Source organism: Pseudomonas sp. NBRC 111139, from assembly GCF_001753955.1.
Lineage (GTDB): Bacteria > Pseudomonadota > Gammaproteobacteria > Pseudomonadales > Pseudomonadaceae > Aquipseudomonas > Aquipseudomonas alloputida.
Map to the genome: position 1 here is coordinate 46923 of NZ_BCBP01000054.1, position 16253 is coordinate 63175.

Genomic DNA, 16253 nt, shown 5'->3' on the forward strand with positions numbered 1-16253 from the left:
TTTTGCCTGTTCTGGCCTCTTCGCGGGTGAACCCGCTCCTACAGGGGGCAATGAAGTCGTCGCAGGCGCGGGCTTGCCCGCGAAAGAGCCGGCTCACTGCACCTGCTGCGGTGTTTCCTCGCCCATGCAGCGCACCGCGCGCTTGCGGTTGTCCACCAGCACGCCGGTCAGGCCTTTCTGCTGGGTGTCGAACAGCACCAGCACGCCGTCGACGCACTGGGCCACTTGCGGCGCCGGGTCCAGCGATACCTTGTAGTCCTCGCCGGGGATGGTCTTGAGCATGGTGAAATCCTGCAGCAGCAGGGCATCTTCGGGCTTGGCGAAATGCAGGTAACCGTAATACCACAAGGCCCCCACCGTCACGATGATGCTACCGACGCCGGTCAGGATCAGCGGGATGGCGTTGCGTTCTTCACTCATTGCTTGTTCTTCTCGTCAGGGAAATTGGGCACTTCGGCAAGCCGCCGCAGGCCGTTGAAATGGCTGGGGTCATCGAGAAACCGCAGCATCACCTGACGCCAGGTAGGGTCGGCGAAGGTCTGCACGTGCCCCCCCCGGGTCAGTTGCAGCACCCGCGGTGGTGGCGCGTGCTGATAAAGGCGGATGCCGTTGTCCATCGGCACCAGGTTGTCGTCGATGCTGTGGAAAAACAACTTGGGCGGGCTGCTCAATCGCTCGATCGAGCGGATCGCGCTGTCGCCGTCCGGCACTAGCCACGACAGCGGAACCTGCAATGGCCAGGTCATCCAGGAGGTGCTGAGCGCAAAGCGCCCCACCGCGCGGTAACTGGCCGGCACACCATCGAACACCAGGGCGCTGAAGCGCTGACGCTGCTCGGGGTGGGCCGCCAGGTAATGAATGGCCATGGCACCGCCCAGGCTCTGCCCCAGCAGTACCAGTGGCTTGCCCTTGACCTCGGGCGCCTGCTCCAGCCAGGCCATGGCTGCAGCAATGTCCTGGTACACCTCCGGCAGGCTCGGCTGGCCCTGAGACAAGCCATAGCCGCGGTAATCGATCATCAACACCTGGTAGCCCTGCTCCGGCAGCCAGTAGCTACCCCCCAGGTGCCCTGGCAGGTTACCGCCGTTGCCGTGCAGGTGCAGCACCGTGCCCTTGACTTCGACCCCGGCCTTGGCTGGCAGCCACCAACCGTGAAGGCGGATGCCATCAGCAGTGGTCAGCGTGACATCGCGGTATTCCAGCTTGGCACGCTCAGGGGTGAAGGCCTGACCACGCTCGGGGTAGAACAACAGGCTGCTGCAACCGCCAAGGCTCAGCAGGGCCAGGCCGAGGACGAGCAGGCGGCAGTGCTCAGAGAATGTTCGCGTAGTCGGCTTCAATGCGATCCAGGCTCAGGTGGTTGAGGAAGTTGGAGAAGCACATCCAGGCCGACAACGCACTCAGGTCGCGGAACTGTTCAGGCAGGTACTTGGGCGGCTCGACCAACCCTTCCTCGACAAGTTGGCGCAGGGTGCGCATGTCTTCCAGGGTGGTCTTGCCACAGAACAGCAACGGGATCTGTTCCAGTTTGCCCTTCTTCACGGCCAACTGAATGTAGTTGTAAACCATGATGAAGCCCTTGAGATAGGACAAGTCCTTGGTGAATGGCAGGCCGTTGGGTACCGACCCGCGGAACACCCGGCTGGCGTTGCTGTAGCTCTGCGCCATCTCAAAGCCCTGCTCGCGGAAGAAACCGTAGACCTGCATGAAGTCTGCACCCTCCTCGACCATGTGGATGGCACGGGTGCGGTTGGTGAGCTTGCGCAGGCGGCTGGGGTAGGAGGCAAAGGCGATCACCTCCATGAGAATCGCCAGGCCCTCCTGGGTTACCGTCGATGAGGGCGGGCCTTTGGCCAGGAAGGTGCAGATCGGCTGGTTCAGGCCATTGAGCGTGGTGCCGACATGCACCAACCCTTCATGCACCTCCAGGGCGCGCACATCGCGGGCGTTGAACATGGCATCGGCACGCACCTTGATGTAGTCGGCACCGGCTGCGGCATCGGCGACGATACCGTCGGACTCGAACACGCGAATGGTCCCTTCAGCCTCGCCGAACACGTTGTTCAGCCGGTGCTGGAGGATCTCCACCGCCTCCTTGGCGGTGAGATTCTTTGGCTCATCCTTGAGGTCACCACGGCCATCGATGTTGTTCAGGTAGTCCGACAGCATCAGGCCAAGGTCGGCCAGGGTCGGATCACCGGCGTGGAAAGCATCCGAGGCGGCGCCGTACAGCTCCTGGGAGATCAGGCCGAAGTCCTCGGTACCGCGCGCTTCAAGCATGCGCACCACCATGCGGTATTCGCGGCACATGCGCTTCATGATCTGCCCGACCGGGTTGAACTGGCCCAACTGGCGAATGATGTCGCGCTCGATGCCCTGGAACTCGGCCTTGACCGCGCTGGAGTCGAACGACAGCGGACGCGATTGGTAGTAGGCACGATCAACCGCCGGCGGCTCCTTGCCCTTGGCCTTGAGAAAGCCCTGGCGGATGTTGTCGTCCCACTTCACCGCGTCCAGGACCCGGATAGGCGTCTGTGCCGCGACGATGCGGTCGGACAGGGCGCGGATGGTTTGCTGGTATTCGTCCACCGGGGACTCCTTTCTAGTACACGAAACCTGTACCGGCCTCTTCGCGGGCAAGCCCGCTCCTACAGGGATATCACGGAGCCCAGGCTTGGTAAGGCCCCTGTAGGAGCGGGCCTGCCCGCAAAGAGGCCGGTACAGGCCACTACTTGCCGGAACGCTGGAACCGCGCCACTTCGACGAACAGGTCGGAGTTGGCCGGGTCGTCCAGGTAGGCCAGCACCCGCGCCGCCGGGCTATCGATCAGCACGCCATCGCCGTTGTCGTCCGGCACTTCGGTACTGCGACCGGTCAGTTCCTTGTTGTCCACCGCCTGCTGTACCTGCTCGACATCCAGGTTGTAGACCACCAGCTCCTTGCCGTCGACGATATCGAAGCCGCCAATCAGGAAATTGCCACCCAGGCGCTTGGGCACGCCGGCCGACAAGTACCAGCGGTTGCCATGGCGTGACACGGTGAACACGTACTCTTCAGGCGCCTTGCCCTTGGCGGTGGCCACTGCCTTGTAGGCGTCGCCACCGCTACGGCTGATCACCAGTTTCAACGGCTCTCCCCAGGCGTCCTTGCTGCTCCACTTGCCGAGCAAGGCCTTGGGCGCTGCCTGGTTGCTGGGCAAAGGCTCATGGAAGGTCACCAGACAACCGCCCAGCAGCAGGAATGACAAAGTCAACAACACCACACGCCAGGCTCTCATCAGGTTCTCCTTGAAAAGGTCGTTCTCGGCTCAGGCCGATGCCAGCACCAGCTGCAGGTATCGGGTAAGCATAGCGAGCATCTGCCCATCGGCTTGCGCATTCGCTTGCTTGAGCAGGCCTTGATATTCCAACTGCTCGATAATCGCCGTCAACATCTGTGCATCCTGCTCCGGCTGCCGCGAGCCCACGACTTGCAGCAATTGCCGGGTGCCGTGCAGCAGGATCTGCTCATGAGCGCACACCAGCTCAGCCAGTCGCGGGCACAGCAATGCTTCCTGGCGAAAGGCCTGCTCGGCCATCAGGAAGTCACGGCGGTTCAGCAGTTGCCGCTGAACGTAGTCGGCGGTCATGCGCGCCACCTCGTCAGCCAGCCGCGCCCGGGCCTGCGGGCTGCCATCGCCCTGTGCCAGCAACTGGCGCAACACCACCTCGGTGTTGGCCCACAGCTTGGCCATGTAAGCCGCACTGCGCTCGACGTACTGGGCAAAGGTATCGGTGAGCAGGTCCTCGATGTCCTTGAAGTAGTAGGTGGTGGCCGACAATGGCACGCCGGCCTCGGCGGCCACTGCCCGGTGGCGCACACCGCGCACGCCATCGCGCACGACAATGCGCATGGCGGCATCGAGAATCAACTGGCGACGCTGTTCGCTGCCTTGGCGGGCAGTCTTGCGGCCTTGGTATTGCACGCTTTCGGCGACGGCGGTGGCGATGCCGGCGGCGCCTTGGTCAGGCATGGCGGGTGTCACGGGGGATACCTCATGGGCGGTGTTTCGTCAGTGCTGGCCCCTTCGCGGGTAAACCCGCTCCTACAAGGCCTTTGTAGGAGCGGGTTTACCCGCGAAGAGGCCGGTACTGACAACATAAAGCTTCAGGCAAGAAAAAGCCGCCTCGAAAGGCGGCTCGTTCAGCTCACTCAAGCCTGCGGACGCATGTGCGGGAACAGGATGACGTCGCGGATCGACGGCGAGTTGGTCAGCAGCATCACCAGGCGGTCGATGCCGATACCTTCACCGGCGGTCGGCGGCATGCCGTACTCCAGCGCACGAACGAAGTCGGCGTCATAGTGCATGGCTTCATCGTCACCCGCGTCCTTCTCGGCCACCTGGGCCAGGAAGCGCTCGGCCTGATCTTCGGCATCGTTGAGCTCGGAGTAGGCGTTGGCGATCTCGCGGCCACCGATGAACAGCTCGAAACGGTCGGTAACGGCCGGGTTGTCGTCGTTGCGACGGGCCAGCGGCGACACTTCGAACGGGTACTCGGTAATGAAGTGCGGCTGTTCCAGCTTGTGCTCGACCAGCTCTTCGAAAATCATCACCTGCAGCTTGCCCAGGCCTTCATGGCCCAGCACCTTGGCGCCGGCCTTCTTGGCAATCTCACGGGCGCGGTCGACGTCCTGCAGGTCGGCAGCGGTCAGCTCCGGGTTGTACTTGAGGATCGAGTCGAACACCGACAGGCGTACGAACGGCTCGCCGAAGTGGAAGACCTTGTCGCCGTACGGTACGTCGGTAGAGCCCAGTACCAGTTGCGCCAGCTCGCGGAACAGTTCCTCGGTGAGGTCCATGTTGTCGCGGTAGTCGGCGTAGGCCTGGTAGAACTCGAGCATGGTGAACTCAGGGTTGTGACGAGTCGAAACGCCTTCGTTGCGGAAGTTACGGTTGATCTCGAACACTTTTTCGAAGCCACCCACGACCAGGCGCTTGAGGTACAGCTCCGGCGCGATACGCAGGAACATGGCCATGTCCAGGGCGTTGTGGTGGGTTTCGAACGGCTTGGCTGCCGCACCGCCCGGGATGGTCTGCAGCATCGGCGTTTCGACTTCAAGGAAGTCGCGCTCGATGAGGAACTTGCGGATGTGCGAGATCACCTGCGAACGCACACGGAAGGTGTGGCGGGTTTCTTCGTTGACCATCAGGTCGACGTAGCGCTGGCGGTAGCGCTGCTCGGTGTCGGTCAGGCCGTGGTGCTTGTCGGGCAGCGGGCGCAGCGACTTGGTCAGCAGCCGTACGTTGGTCATTTCGACGTACAGGTCGCCCTTGCCGGAACGGGCCAGGGTGCCTTCGGCGCTGATGATGTCGCCCAGGTCCCAGGTCTTGACCGCGGCCAGGGTTTCTTCCGGCAGGGTCTTGCGGTTGACGTAGACCTGAATACGGCCAGTCATGTCCTGGATAACCATGAACGAGCCACGGTTGAGCATGATGCGGCCGGCTACCTTGACCGGGATCGCGGCTGCTTCCAGCTCTTCCTTGGTCTTGTCCGCGTACTGCTTCTGCAGGTCGTTGCAGTAGCTGTCGCGACGGAAGTCGTTGGGGAAGGCATTGCCCTTGGCACGCTCGGCGGCAAGTTTTTCCTTGCGCAGGGCGATCAGGGCGTTTTCTTCCTGTTGCAGGTCTTGCGATTCGGTCTTCAGGTCGCTCATGTCGTCATTCTTTCCATCAGGTATTCGTTGCCCGTTCCGGGCAGGGCACGCGCTACCGGCGGCTGGCCAGGTAGCGCGGCATGGGTGTGCGGCTTACAGGCCCTGCTTGAGGCTCGCTTCCAGGTACTGGTCAAGGTCGCCATCGAGGACCTTCTGGCAGTCGCTGCGTTCGACGCCGGTACGCAGGTCCTTGATGCGCGAGTCATCCAGCACGTAGGAGCGAATCTGGTGGCCCCAGCCGATGTCCGACTTGCTGTCTTCCAGCGCCTGCGAAGCAGCGTTGCGCTTCTGCATTTCCAGCTCGTACAACTTGGCCCGCAGCATTTTCATGGCGGTGTCCTTGTTGGCGTGCTGGGAGCGTTCGTTCTGGCAGGCCACCACGGTGTTGGTAGGCACGTGGGTGATACGCACCGCAGAGTCGGTGGTGTTCACGTGCTGACCACCGGCACCCGAGGAGCGGTAGGTGTCGATACGCAGGTCGGACGGGTTGATGTCGATCTCGACCTTGTCGTCGATCTCAGGCGACACGAACACCGCCGAGAACGACGTGTGACGACGGGCGCCGGAGTCGAACGGGCTTTTGCGCACAAGGCGGTGCACGCCGATCTCGGTGCGCAGCCAGCCGAAGGCGTACTCGCCCTTGATGTGCACGGTGGCGCCCTTGATACCGGCGACCTCGCCTTCGGAAAGCTCGATGATGGTGGCGTCGAAACCACGCTTGTCGGCCCAGCGCAGGTACATGCGCAGCAGGATGTTGGCCCAGTCCTGCGCCTCAGTACCACCGGAGCCGGCCTGGATGTCCAGGTAGGCGTTGTTCATGTCCATCTCGCCGCTGAACATGCGACGGAACTCAAGCTGGGCCAGGTTTTCTTCCAGGCCTTCCAGCTCGGTCACGACGTCGCCGACGGCGCTTTCGTCATTTTCCTCGACGGCCATGTCGAGCAGGTCCTGGCAGTCACCCAGGCCGTTGGACAGCTTGTCCAGGGTCTCGACGACCTGGGCCAGCATGGCACGCTCGCGGCCCAGTGCCTGGGCGTACTCAGGCTTGTTCCAGACGTTGGGGTCTTCCAGCTCGCGGTTGACTTCGATCAGGCGGTCATGCTTGTGATCGTAGTCAAAGATACCCCCGAATTGACTGGGAACGCTCGGTGAGGTCCTTGATGGTGTTCAGGATCGGTTGGATTTCCATGGGCGGGCTACTCGTGCGAATTCGGTGAAAAGCCCGCGAGTATAACCGAGTCCGCAGCATGGCGGCAGACCCGCCGGGCGGTCGTATGTAGATAGGGCAACCTGCGCTCTCACGCAGGCCGCGCCGTCTCCAGGAGCTCAGGCGATACCGACTTGGTTACGCCCACCGTTCTTGGCCAGGTAAAGACCTTTATCGGCCGCCGAAATCAGCTGCCGGCAATGGCTGCCGATAGCCGGAGTCTGGGTGGCCAGGCCGATGCTCACGGTCAAGCACGTATCAGCCGTCGGCGCAGTATGCGGGATGCCAAGGCCCAGCACGGTCTGGCGCAGTTTTTCGGCCACCAGCCTCGCCCCGCCTGGCGAGGTATTGGGCAGCACCAGGGCGAACTCTTCGCCGCCATAGCGCGCCGGCAGGTCGGTCGGCCGCGAGCACGAGCTACGGATGGCTTCGGCGACCTGGCGCAAGGCCTCGTCACCGGCCAGATGGCCAAAGCTGTCGTTGTAGACTTTGAAGTAATCCACGTCGATCATCAGCAACGACAACTGCTGCTGTTCACGCATGGCCCGGCGCCACTCCAGCTCCAGGTACTCGTCGAAGTGGCGACGGTTGGAAAGCCCGGTCAGGCCATCGGAGTTCATCAGCCGCTGCAGCATCAGGTTGGAATCAAGCAACTGCTGCTGGCTGACGCGCAGGGCACGGTAGGCCTCGTCGCGCTGCAGCAGGGTCAGGTAGGAACGCGAGTGGTAGCGGATGCGGGCCACCAGTTCGATGGTGTCAGGCAGCTTGACCAGGTAGTCGTTGGCCCCGGCGGCAAATGCCGCACTCTTGACCAGCGGGTCTTCCTTGGTCGACAGGACGATGATCGGGATGTCCTGGGTGACCGGGTTGTTGCGGTACTCGCGCACCAGGGTCAAGCCGTCCAGGCCAGGCATGATCAGGTCTTGAAGAATGACCGTGGGCTTGATGCGCATGGCCTGGGCCACCGCCTGGTGCGGGTCGGCACAGAAGTGGAAGTCGATATTGTCCTCATCGGCCAAGCCACGCCGCACCGCTTCGCCGATCATGGCCTGATCGTCGACCAGCAGCACCATCGCCGAGTTCTCATTGGTGGTCGCGAAACCTTCGATCGGTAAATCATTCATCATTGTTCACCCGATCACTACCGGCCTGGCGGCGTGATTCAATACATTTCGTCATTTTGCGAAAAATTCAGTCAAGCGCCCGGCTATGCGTTCCAGCGGGCGAATTTCCACCGCGGCATCAATAGCCGCAGCAGCCTTGGGCATGCCGTACACCGCGCTGCTGGCCTGGTCCTGGGCAATGGTCAGAAAGCCCTGCTGACGCATCAGCTTCAGGCCTTGGGCACCGTCGCGGCCCATGCCGGTGAGCAGCACGCCCACCGCATCACCATTCCAGTAACGTGCCACGCTCTCAAAGAACACATCGATCGAGGGCCGGTAGATTTCATTCACAGGTTCGGCAGTGTAGGCCAGTTGGCCGCCCTGTAGCAGGCGAATGTGGTGGTTGGTACCGGCCAGGAGTACCTGCCCTGGCTGCGGCGGTTCGCCTTGACGGGCCAGGCGCACCGGCAGGCCTGCCGCGCTGCTGAGCCACTCGGCCATGCCTGCGGCAAACACCTGGTCCACATGCTGGACCAGCACGATGGCCGCCGGAAACGCTGCCGGCAAGCCCTTGAGCAATACTTCGAGTGCTGCAGGGCCACCTGCCGAAGACCCGATTGCCACCAACCCGCGGCGCTGGGAAGCCTCGCGCAGCGGCGCAGCGACCGACCTTGCGGCAGGTGCCCGCTGCTGGCCGACCAGCCAGCCAATATTGAGGATCTTGCGCAGCAATGGCGCCGCTGCTTCGCGGGCATCGCCAGCGCCGAGCGCAGGCGTGTCGACCACATCGAGAGCGCCATGGCCCATGGCCTCGAATACCCGGTGTACGTTCTGTTTACGGTCGACCGTCACGATGACGATGGCGCACGGGGTTTCGGCCATGATCCGCCGGGTCGCCTCGACACCGTCCATCACCGGCATGATCAGGTCCATGAGGATCAGGTCCGGTAACTGCTCGGTGCAGCGCTGCACCGCCTCGGCACCGTTGCTGGCCACCCACACAACCTGGTGTGCGGGCTCCAGGGCAACCGCCCGGCGCAACGCTTCGACGGCCAGGGGCATGTCATTGACGATGGCGATCTTCATCCCTGAGCACCTCCGATCAGCTCCACCACAGCATCCAGCAACGCATCGTCGTGGAAGCTGGCCTTTGCCAAATAGTAGTCGGCGCCAGCGTCCAGCCCGCGCCGTCGGTCTTCCTCACGGTCTTTATAGGACACCACCATCACCGGCAACGACTGCAGGCGCTGGTCGCGACGCACCAGGGTAACCAGCTCGATACCGTCCATGCGCGGCATGTCGATGTCGGTGATCAGCAGGTCGAAGTCCTCACTGCGCAGGGCGTTCCAGCCGTCCATGCCATCCACCGCCACCGCCACGTCGTAGCCACGGTTGCCCAGCAGCTTGCGCTGCAGTTCGCGCACGGTCAGCGAGTCGTCGACCACCAGGATGCGTTTGCGGACTGCGCCACGGGCTCCGCTGCTGCCGCGTTCGATGCGCTCCAGGCTGCCGGTGCTGAGCAGTTTTTCCACCGAGCGTAGCAAGTCTTCGACATCGACAATCAGGACCACCGAGCCATCATCGAGCAAGGCGCCGGAGGAAATGTCCTGCACCTTCCCTAGGCGTGGGTCGAGCGGCATCACGACCAGCACCCGCTCCCCCACCAACCGCTCCACGGCCACCCCGTACAGCTGCTCGCGCTCACGAATCACCACTACCCGCAAGCTGGCTTCGTCGCTTTGCCCCGCCGGGCGATTGAGCAACTGGCTGGCCGCCACCAGGCCAATATGCCGGCCTTCGTGCCAGAAGTGCTGGCGCCCTTCGATCTGCACGATCTGTTCGGCGGTCACTTCCAGCGTGCGTTCGATATGCGCCAGCGGGAAGGCATAAGCCTCCCCGCCCACCTCGACCACCAGGCTGCGAACGACCGACAGGGTCAGCGGTACCTGAAGATGGAAGCGACAGCCCTGCCCTGCCACCTGGGTCAATTCGATCGAGCCACGCAGCTCGCGGATCAAGTGCTGCACCGCATCCAGCCCCACACCGCGCCCGGACACTTCGGTAACCTTGTCACGCAGGCTGAAACCGGGCAGGAACAGGAACGTCAGCAGCTCCGCCTCACTCATCCGCGTCACCGTGTCAGCGGGCGACAGGGCGCGCTCGACGATGCTGCTGCGCAGGCGCTCCAGGTCGATACCGGCGCCATCGTCGACCAGCTCCAGGCTGAGCATGCCCGCCTGGTGCGAAGCCCGCAGGCGGATCACCCCCTCGTCCGGCTTGCCCGCCAGCAGGCGCCGCTCGGGCAACTCGATGCCGTGGTCGACGGCATTGCGCAACAGGTGGGTCAGCGGTGCTTCGAGCTTTTCCAGCACATCGCGGTCGACCTGGGTCTTCTCCCCTTCCACCACCAGCCGCACCGGCTTGCCCAGCGAACGGCCCAGGTCGCGGACCATGCGGCTTTGCCCGGTCAGCACGTCGGCAAACGGCCGCATCCGACAGGCCAGGGCGGTGTCATACAACAACTGCGCACGCTGACTGGCCTGCCAGCCGAACTCATCCAGGTCGGCTGCCTGCTGCTGCAGAATCTGCTGGGTCTCTGCCAGCAGGCGCTGGGTCTGTGCCAAGGCTTCGAGCACCTCACTGCCCTGCCCCGTGCCTTCCAGTTGCATGCGCAAGCCGTCAAGCGCCTGCATACCTTGGCCGTGCATGCGCTTGAGGCGCTGAAGGGTAGCCAGGTATGGCTTGAGCCGCTGGGTTTCCACCAGCGACTTGCTGGACAGGTCAAGCAGGCTATTAAGACGGTCAGCTGTGACACGCAGTACCCGCTCAGCACCTTCGCCAGCGCGCTTGCCAGCCTTGCGCCGCAGGGCGGGTTCGGGCTCTGGTTCCCGCGGTCCGGCTGGCATTACCACAGGTGCAGGCGGCAGGGTTGCCAGCGGCGGCTCCGGCGGCACGGATGCAGCCAGCGGCACCACAGGCATGGCAGAGGCGCCAGGGTCGAGCAGGCTGGCCATTTGCGCAAGAAACACCGGCAAGGTCGCCTGCGCACCGGCATCGCCGGGCGTGGCAATACGCATCAACAGGTCGGTACCTTGCAACAGCGCGTCAATATGCTCGGCGGTCAGCCGCAGTCGGCCTTCCTGGGCCGCCACCAGACAGTCTTCCATGACGTGGGCGACACTGACGCCAGCATCCACCCCGACAATGCGCGCTGCCCCCTTGAGCGAGTGGGCAGCGCGCATGCAGGCCTCGAGCTGGTCGGCCTGAGTAGGGTTGCGTTCCAGTGCCATCAGGCCGGCACTGAGCACTTGGGTCTGCGCCTCGGCCTCCAGGCTGAACAGTTCGAGCAACGATGCGTCGCGCATTTGCTCTGGGGTCATGACAGGCTCCGCTGCACGGCAGACAGTAAATGTTGATCGTCCAGAACCCGCACGCTGCGGCCGCGCCACTGCAAGACTGCGGCGGTGAAGCGTGTGGCGTCCCGGCCACTGCCCAGCAACTGCGGGTCGAGCCGGTGAATACCGTCGATTTCCTCGACAGCCATCACCACCGGCCCGCCTTCGGCGGCCAGAATCAGCATACGGGGCATCGCCCGTGCGCTGCGTTGCTCGTTGGAGCCGGCCTGCACCCCCAGCAAATCAGCCAGTGACAGGCACGGCACCAACGCACCGCGCACATTGGCAACCCCATGCAGCAGCCGCGAGCGCTGGTGCGGCAATGAATGCACCGCCTGCAGCGGGGCGATTTCGGCCAGGCAGGCGGTAGCCAGCGCCAGCCACTCTTCGCCCAGACGGAACAGCAGCATGGAGCGACCGGTGTTTTCCGCGTCCGGCTGCACCGCCGCAGCCTGGTGCTCCTGCACCAGCGCATAGCGGTCGAGCAAACGCGTGGCCGCAGCGGCATACACCTCGCAATTGCGGCAATGGACATGCCGCTCCAGCAGTGGGCACTGCTTGTCCCCGCGCACGCCAATGCGGTTCCAGCAGTCGTCAATGTGCGCGTCATCCTCGGCGAGCAACTGCATCGCGGATTCACTGTTCATCGTTCAGACTCCCGGCCAGCCCGCGCCGCGCGCGCCTGAAGGCGCCGAGCGCCGGCAAGGTCACCCTGGGCCGCCAGCAAAGCGGCCAGGTGCACCAGCGCCTCGGGGTGCTGTGGTTCCAGGTACAGGGCCTTGCGATAGTGGCTCAGCGCCTGCTGCGCATCGCCTTCGGTATCACTGAGCAAACCCAGCCAGTAGTACACCTGTGCCGACGGCGGGTACTGGCTCAGGTAGCGTTGGCATTCGCTACGGGCCTGATCGCTGGCACCGGCATTGGCCAACCGGGCAATGTCGGCAAGCAATTCGCTGGCCCCCTCGTGCCTGTGCTCGCGGGCTGGCGCTGGCCTGGCCACCACGGGCAGCACACGCAGCGGACGCAGCGGACGCGGCAACGGCACACTGGGCTGCGGATAAACCGGTGCGGGCAACGCCGTGAACGCACGCTTGGCGGGTTGGACGGGTGCCGCTGCCAAGGGGGCGCTGTCTCCTTCATGACGCACATAGGCAAACGACTGGGCGATCCCCAATGGACGCATGCCCATGCGTGCCAACAAGCTGCCTTCGGCCGGGCCGATGAACAGCACACCCTGCGGATGCAGCAAGCGCTTGAGCACTTCGAACACACGCTGTTGGGTCGGTACGTCGAAATAGATCAACAGATTGCGACAGAACACGAAGTCATACAGGCCGTCGCGGCTGGCCAACGCCGGGTCAAGCACATTGCCCACCCGCAGGCTGACTTGCTGGCGTACCCGCTCATGCAGGCGGTGGCCTTCGTCCAGAGCATCGAAGTAGCGCTCGCGAAAACCCAGTTCGCTACCCCGGAACGCATTGCGCCCATACACCGCCTGCACGGCCTTGGCTACTGAACTTGGGCTGATGTCCATTCCATCGACAAGGAATGCCCCAGGCGCCATGCCGGCGTCAAACAAGGCCATGGCCAGCGAATAGGGCTCCTCGCCAGTAGAACACGGCAGGCTGAGTAATCGCAGCGGGCGCGCGCCAGCCAGTTTAGCCAGGCGTTTATGGGCCAGGCTGGCCAGCGCAGTGAAGGATTCGGGGTAACGGAAAAACCAGGTTTCCGGGACGATCACCGCTTCGATCAGCGCCTGTTGCTCATCTGCCGACTGCTGCAGGCGCAGCCAGTAATCGTCCAGGTCCATCGCGCCCGCAGCCACGCAACGTTGGCGCAGCGCGCGTTCGACCATGGGTGCGCCCACCGACTCCACGTCCAGGCCAATACGCTCGCGCAAGAAGCGGAAGAAACGCTGTTCGTTCATGTTGGCATCCCTGTCGGGTCTTGCGTGTACAGCAATGCGTGCACGGTGTCGGGCAGCAGGTCATTGACTTCGATGCGCTGCAGCAGCCCCTGGGCATCCTGGCGCACCGGGCCCAGATAAGGCGCTTCACCGGTGTCCACCCCATAGGGCTGGAACTCGTCCGGTTGGCAACGCAGGGTTTCGGTGGCCTGCTCCAGGATCAGGCCAAGCTGCAGGCCGCCTCGGTAATGCACCAGTACCAGGCGGGTGCTGGTGCGTTGCACCGCCGGCTGGCCAAAGCTCAAGGCGGCAAGGTCGATGACCGGAACCAACTGGCCACGATGGGCGAGGATGCCCGCGACCCAGGCAGGTGCCTGGGCGATCGGCTTGAGCGGCTGACGCGGCAACACTTCGATCACCTCGTGCACGCTCAGGGCAAAACGCTGCGTTCTGATGCGAAACTGCAGGTACAACGCCCCCTCGGTGTTCGCCGCCCCCTCGGTGTTCGCCGCCCGCGCGGTGCGCAGTTGCAAGTCGTTCATCGCGGTCAGACTTTGAAGCGCGACACGCCGCCACGCAGGCCCGCAGCCACCTGGCTCAGCTCATCGATGGCATAGCTGGCCTGGCGCAGCGACTCGACAGTCTGGGTGCTGGCATCGCTGAGCTGGGCCAGTGCCTGGTTGATCTGCTCGGCACCGGTGGCCTGGGCCTGCATGCCTTCGTTGACCATCAATACGCGCGGCGCCAAAGCCTGCACCTGGTGAATGATCTGGCTGAGTTGCTCGCCCACCTGTTGCACCTCGAACATGCCGCGGCGCACTTCTTCGGAGAACTTGTCCATCCCCATGACACCGGCCGACACTGCTGACTGGATCTCGCGCACCATTTGCTCGATGTCGTAGGTGGCCACGGCGGTCTGGTCGGCCAGGCGGCGCACTTCGGTCGCGACCACGGCAAAGCCGCGGCCATATTCACCGGCCTTTTCCGCTTCGATGGCGGCGTTGAGCGACAGCAGATTGGTCTGGTCGGCAACCTTGACGATGGTTACCACCATCTGGGTGATGTTGCTGGCTTTCTCGTTGAGGATACCGAGCTTGGCATTGACCAGGTCGGCAGCGCCCATCACCTGGTGCATGGTCTCTTCCATGCGTGCCAGGCCCTGTTGCCCGGAGCCCGCCAGACTGGATGCCTGATCAGCCGCCGTCGTCACTTCGGTCATGGTGCGCACCAGGTCCCGCGAAGTCGCGGCGATTTCCCGCGAGGTGGCGCCAATTTCGGTGGTGGTGGCGGCCGTCTCGGTGGCGGTGGCCTGCTGTTGCTTGGACGTGGCGGCAATTTCGGTGACCGAAGTGGTCACCTGCACCGACGAGCGTTGGGCCTGGGCCACCAGGTTGGCCAGTGCCTCGGCCATTTCGTTGAAGCCGCTTTCGATGGCACCGAATTCGTCCTTGCGATCCAGGCTCAGGCGCATGCTCAGGTCACCGGAACGCAGCTTGTCGAGGGCATGCACAATACGCTGCATGGGCGCCGAGATAGCGCGCATCAGCAGCAGGCCGCAGATGCCGGCAGCGATGATTGCCAGCAACAGGGAAACCACCATGCTGCCTTTGGCCGTGTTGACCGCGTTGACGATCTCGTTGGTGGCGGCGCCGGCAGAAACCCGATTGTTCTCAATGACTTCATTGAGGTGCTTGCGCCCCTCCACCCAGGCTGGGGTGAGGACATCAGTGATCAACTGCTGGGCTTCGCCGTAGTTGTGTTCGCGGTACGCATCGAGCACCTGACCGACGATCTTGAGGTAGTTCTCTTCCAGTTCCACAAATCTGTCGAAGCGGACCTGGTCATCTTTGTCGTGGATGGTGGCCTGGTAGCTGGTCATGTATTGCTTCAGCCGGTTATCGAAGCTTCTGAATAGTTCCAGGTCGGCCGAAGTGATTTCACGATGGTTGGACAGGCCCACCAGTTGCTGGCTGGTGACGTAGCTGTCGACCCAAGCGCTGCGGATCATCGAGCTGTAGTAGACGCCGGGAATGCTGTCGGTCCCCACCGCCTCTTCGGCGGTTTCGATAGTCACCAACCGCGAGTAGGCGGCCACGATCATCAGCAGCATGATGGCGATGATCACGGCGAAACTTGCCAGGATCCGTTGGCGCAAGGTCCAGTTCTTCACATTCAGCCCTCAGGAATTCACAACGAGCGGGAAAAATCGCCGAAGTATAGCCCAGAGGTCTTACGGTTTTGATGTGATTGTCGTTAGGAATTTAGCGCCTGTGAGACCGAGCGCCGCGCGGGAGGCGCTCGATCTCACAGGCGCTGAATAGGCCGTGGCAAGCACCGCCACTACACTGCAGCCAACCGCACCTGGCTTTCCAGCTCCTGGCGCAAGCCCGGGTCCAGCCGCAGCTGACGTGCCAGCTCGTCCAGGTAGGCACGCTCCATGAAGTTTTCCTGATCGACCATCATCACGCTGGCCAGGTACATCTCGGCAGCCATCTCCGGTGTTTGCGCAGCACGGGCCACTTCGGCCGGGTCCAGCGGCTTGTTCAGCTCGGCATGCAGCCAGTGCTGCAATTCGCGGTCGCTGTCCAGGCGCGTGAATTCGCCCTCGATCAACGCCCGCTCGCGCTCGTCGATATGCCCATCGGACTTGGCCGCCGCCACCAGGGCGCGCAGTACCGCCTGGCTGTGCTGCTCGGCCTGGGCCGGCGGCAGGCGGTCGAGGGTTTGAGGCTCGGCTGCGGCCCCCCGCTGGTTTGCCTGCCAGTTGCCGTAAGCTTTATAGGCCAGCACCCCCAGCGCGGCGAGGCCACCGTAAGTCAGGGCTTTGCCACCGTACTTGCGGGCCTTCTTGCTACCCAGCAACAGGCCCAGAGCGCCCCCACCCAGCAGGCCGCCCCCTGCTCCGGACAACAACCCGCCCAACCCGCCTGAAGGGTTGCCAGGCTTGG

At 63.6% G+C, this 16253-nt stretch carries 15 protein-coding genes; all 15 read right to left on the reverse strand.

The window, feature by feature from the left end; genetic code table 11:
* Positions 1–93 precede the first annotated feature (93 nt).
* The gene (locus tag BJQ17_RS21320) at positions 94–420 is read right to left on the reverse strand and encodes a hypothetical protein (protein ID WP_003252219.1); all 327 of its coding nucleotides are present in this window, start codon (positions 418–420) and stop codon (positions 94–96) included.
* Positions 417–1340: an alpha/beta hydrolase gene (locus BJQ17_RS21325; protein WP_003252217.1), complete on the reverse strand. Its 924-nt coding sequence runs from the start codon at positions 1338–1340 to the stop codon at positions 417–419. Before BJQ17_RS21325 ends, BJQ17_RS21320 begins: the two co-directional genes overlap by 4 nt.
* On the reverse strand, positions 1312–2589 hold the full coding sequence (locus tag BJQ17_RS21330) for a flavohemoglobin expression-modulating QEGLA motif protein (RefSeq protein WP_003252215.1): 1278 nt from the start codon (positions 2587–2589) through the stop codon (positions 1312–1314). Before BJQ17_RS21330 ends, BJQ17_RS21325 begins: the two co-directional genes overlap by 29 nt.
* 139 nt (positions 2590–2728) lie before the next feature.
* Complete coding sequence (locus BJQ17_RS21335; RefSeq protein ID WP_003252213.1) at positions 2729–3277, reverse strand: hypothetical protein; 549 nt, start codon at positions 3275–3277, stop codon at positions 2729–2731.
* A gap of 30 nt (positions 3278–3307) precedes the next feature.
* Positions 3308–4012 (reverse strand): TetR/AcrR family transcriptional regulator, encoded by a 705-nt coding sequence (locus BJQ17_RS21340; protein WP_003252210.1) that lies wholly within the window; start codon positions 4010–4012, stop codon positions 3308–3310.
* Between the two features lie 179 nt (positions 4013–4191).
* The gene (gene lysS / locus BJQ17_RS21345) at positions 4192–5694 is read right to left on the reverse strand and encodes a lysine--tRNA ligase (RefSeq protein ID WP_003252208.1); all 1503 of its coding nucleotides are present in this window, start codon (positions 5692–5694) and stop codon (positions 4192–4194) included.
* A 93-nt stretch (positions 5695–5787) separates the two neighbouring features.
* Positions 5788–6883 (reverse strand): peptide chain release factor 2 gene (gene prfB, locus BJQ17_RS31310; protein ID WP_098089306.1). Its coding sequence is split into 2 segments (ribosomal slippage): positions 5788–6810 and positions 6812–6883, totalling 1095 coding nucleotides; the frame shifts between segments, so codons are not numbered across the junction.
* Positions 6884–7020: 137 nt separating this feature from the next.
* On the reverse strand, positions 7021–8025 hold the full coding sequence (gene wspR / locus BJQ17_RS21355; protein ID WP_003252204.1) for a Wsp signal transduction system regulator diguanylate cyclase WspR: 1005 nt from the start codon (positions 8023–8025) through the stop codon (positions 7021–7023).
* A 51-nt stretch (positions 8026–8076) separates the two neighbouring features.
* The gene (gene wspF, locus BJQ17_RS21360; RefSeq protein ID WP_003252202.1) at positions 8077–9090 is read right to left on the reverse strand and encodes a Wsp signal transduction system protein-glutamate methylesterase WspF; all 1014 of its coding nucleotides are present in this window, start codon (positions 9088–9090) and stop codon (positions 8077–8079) included.
* Positions 9087–11384 carry a hybrid sensor histidine kinase/response regulator gene (locus BJQ17_RS21365; RefSeq protein ID WP_014860540.1) on the reverse strand — a complete coding sequence of 766 codons (2298 nt, stop codon included), beginning with the start codon at positions 11382–11384 and terminating at the stop codon, positions 9087–9089. Before BJQ17_RS21365 ends, wspF begins: the two co-directional genes overlap by 4 nt.
* On the reverse strand, positions 11381–12046 hold the full coding sequence (locus tag BJQ17_RS21370; RefSeq protein ID WP_054889480.1) for a chemotaxis protein CheW: 666 nt from the start codon (positions 12044–12046) through the stop codon (positions 11381–11383). Before BJQ17_RS21370 ends, BJQ17_RS21365 begins: the two co-directional genes overlap by 4 nt.
* On the reverse strand, positions 12043–13326 hold the full coding sequence (locus tag BJQ17_RS21375; RefSeq protein ID WP_070096593.1) for a protein-glutamate O-methyltransferase CheR: 1284 nt from the start codon (positions 13324–13326) through the stop codon (positions 12043–12045). The genes BJQ17_RS21370 and BJQ17_RS21375 overlap by 4 nt, the downstream gene beginning before the upstream one ends.
* A complete protein-coding gene (locus tag BJQ17_RS21380) occupies positions 13323–13847 on the reverse strand; it encodes a chemotaxis protein CheW (protein WP_003252193.1) in 525 nt (174 codons plus the stop codon). The genes BJQ17_RS21375 and BJQ17_RS21380 overlap by 4 nt, the downstream gene beginning before the upstream one ends.
* A gap of 5 nt (positions 13848–13852) precedes the next feature.
* Positions 13853–15475 carry a methyl-accepting chemotaxis protein gene (locus BJQ17_RS21385; RefSeq protein WP_003252189.1) on the reverse strand — a complete coding sequence of 541 codons (1623 nt, stop codon included), beginning with the start codon at positions 15473–15475 and terminating at the stop codon, positions 13853–13855.
* A 170-nt stretch (positions 15476–15645) separates the two neighbouring features.
* Positions 15646–16253: tellurite resistance TerB family protein (locus tag BJQ17_RS21390; protein WP_070096594.1), on the reverse strand; the 608-nt coding region annotated here is incomplete at its 5' end.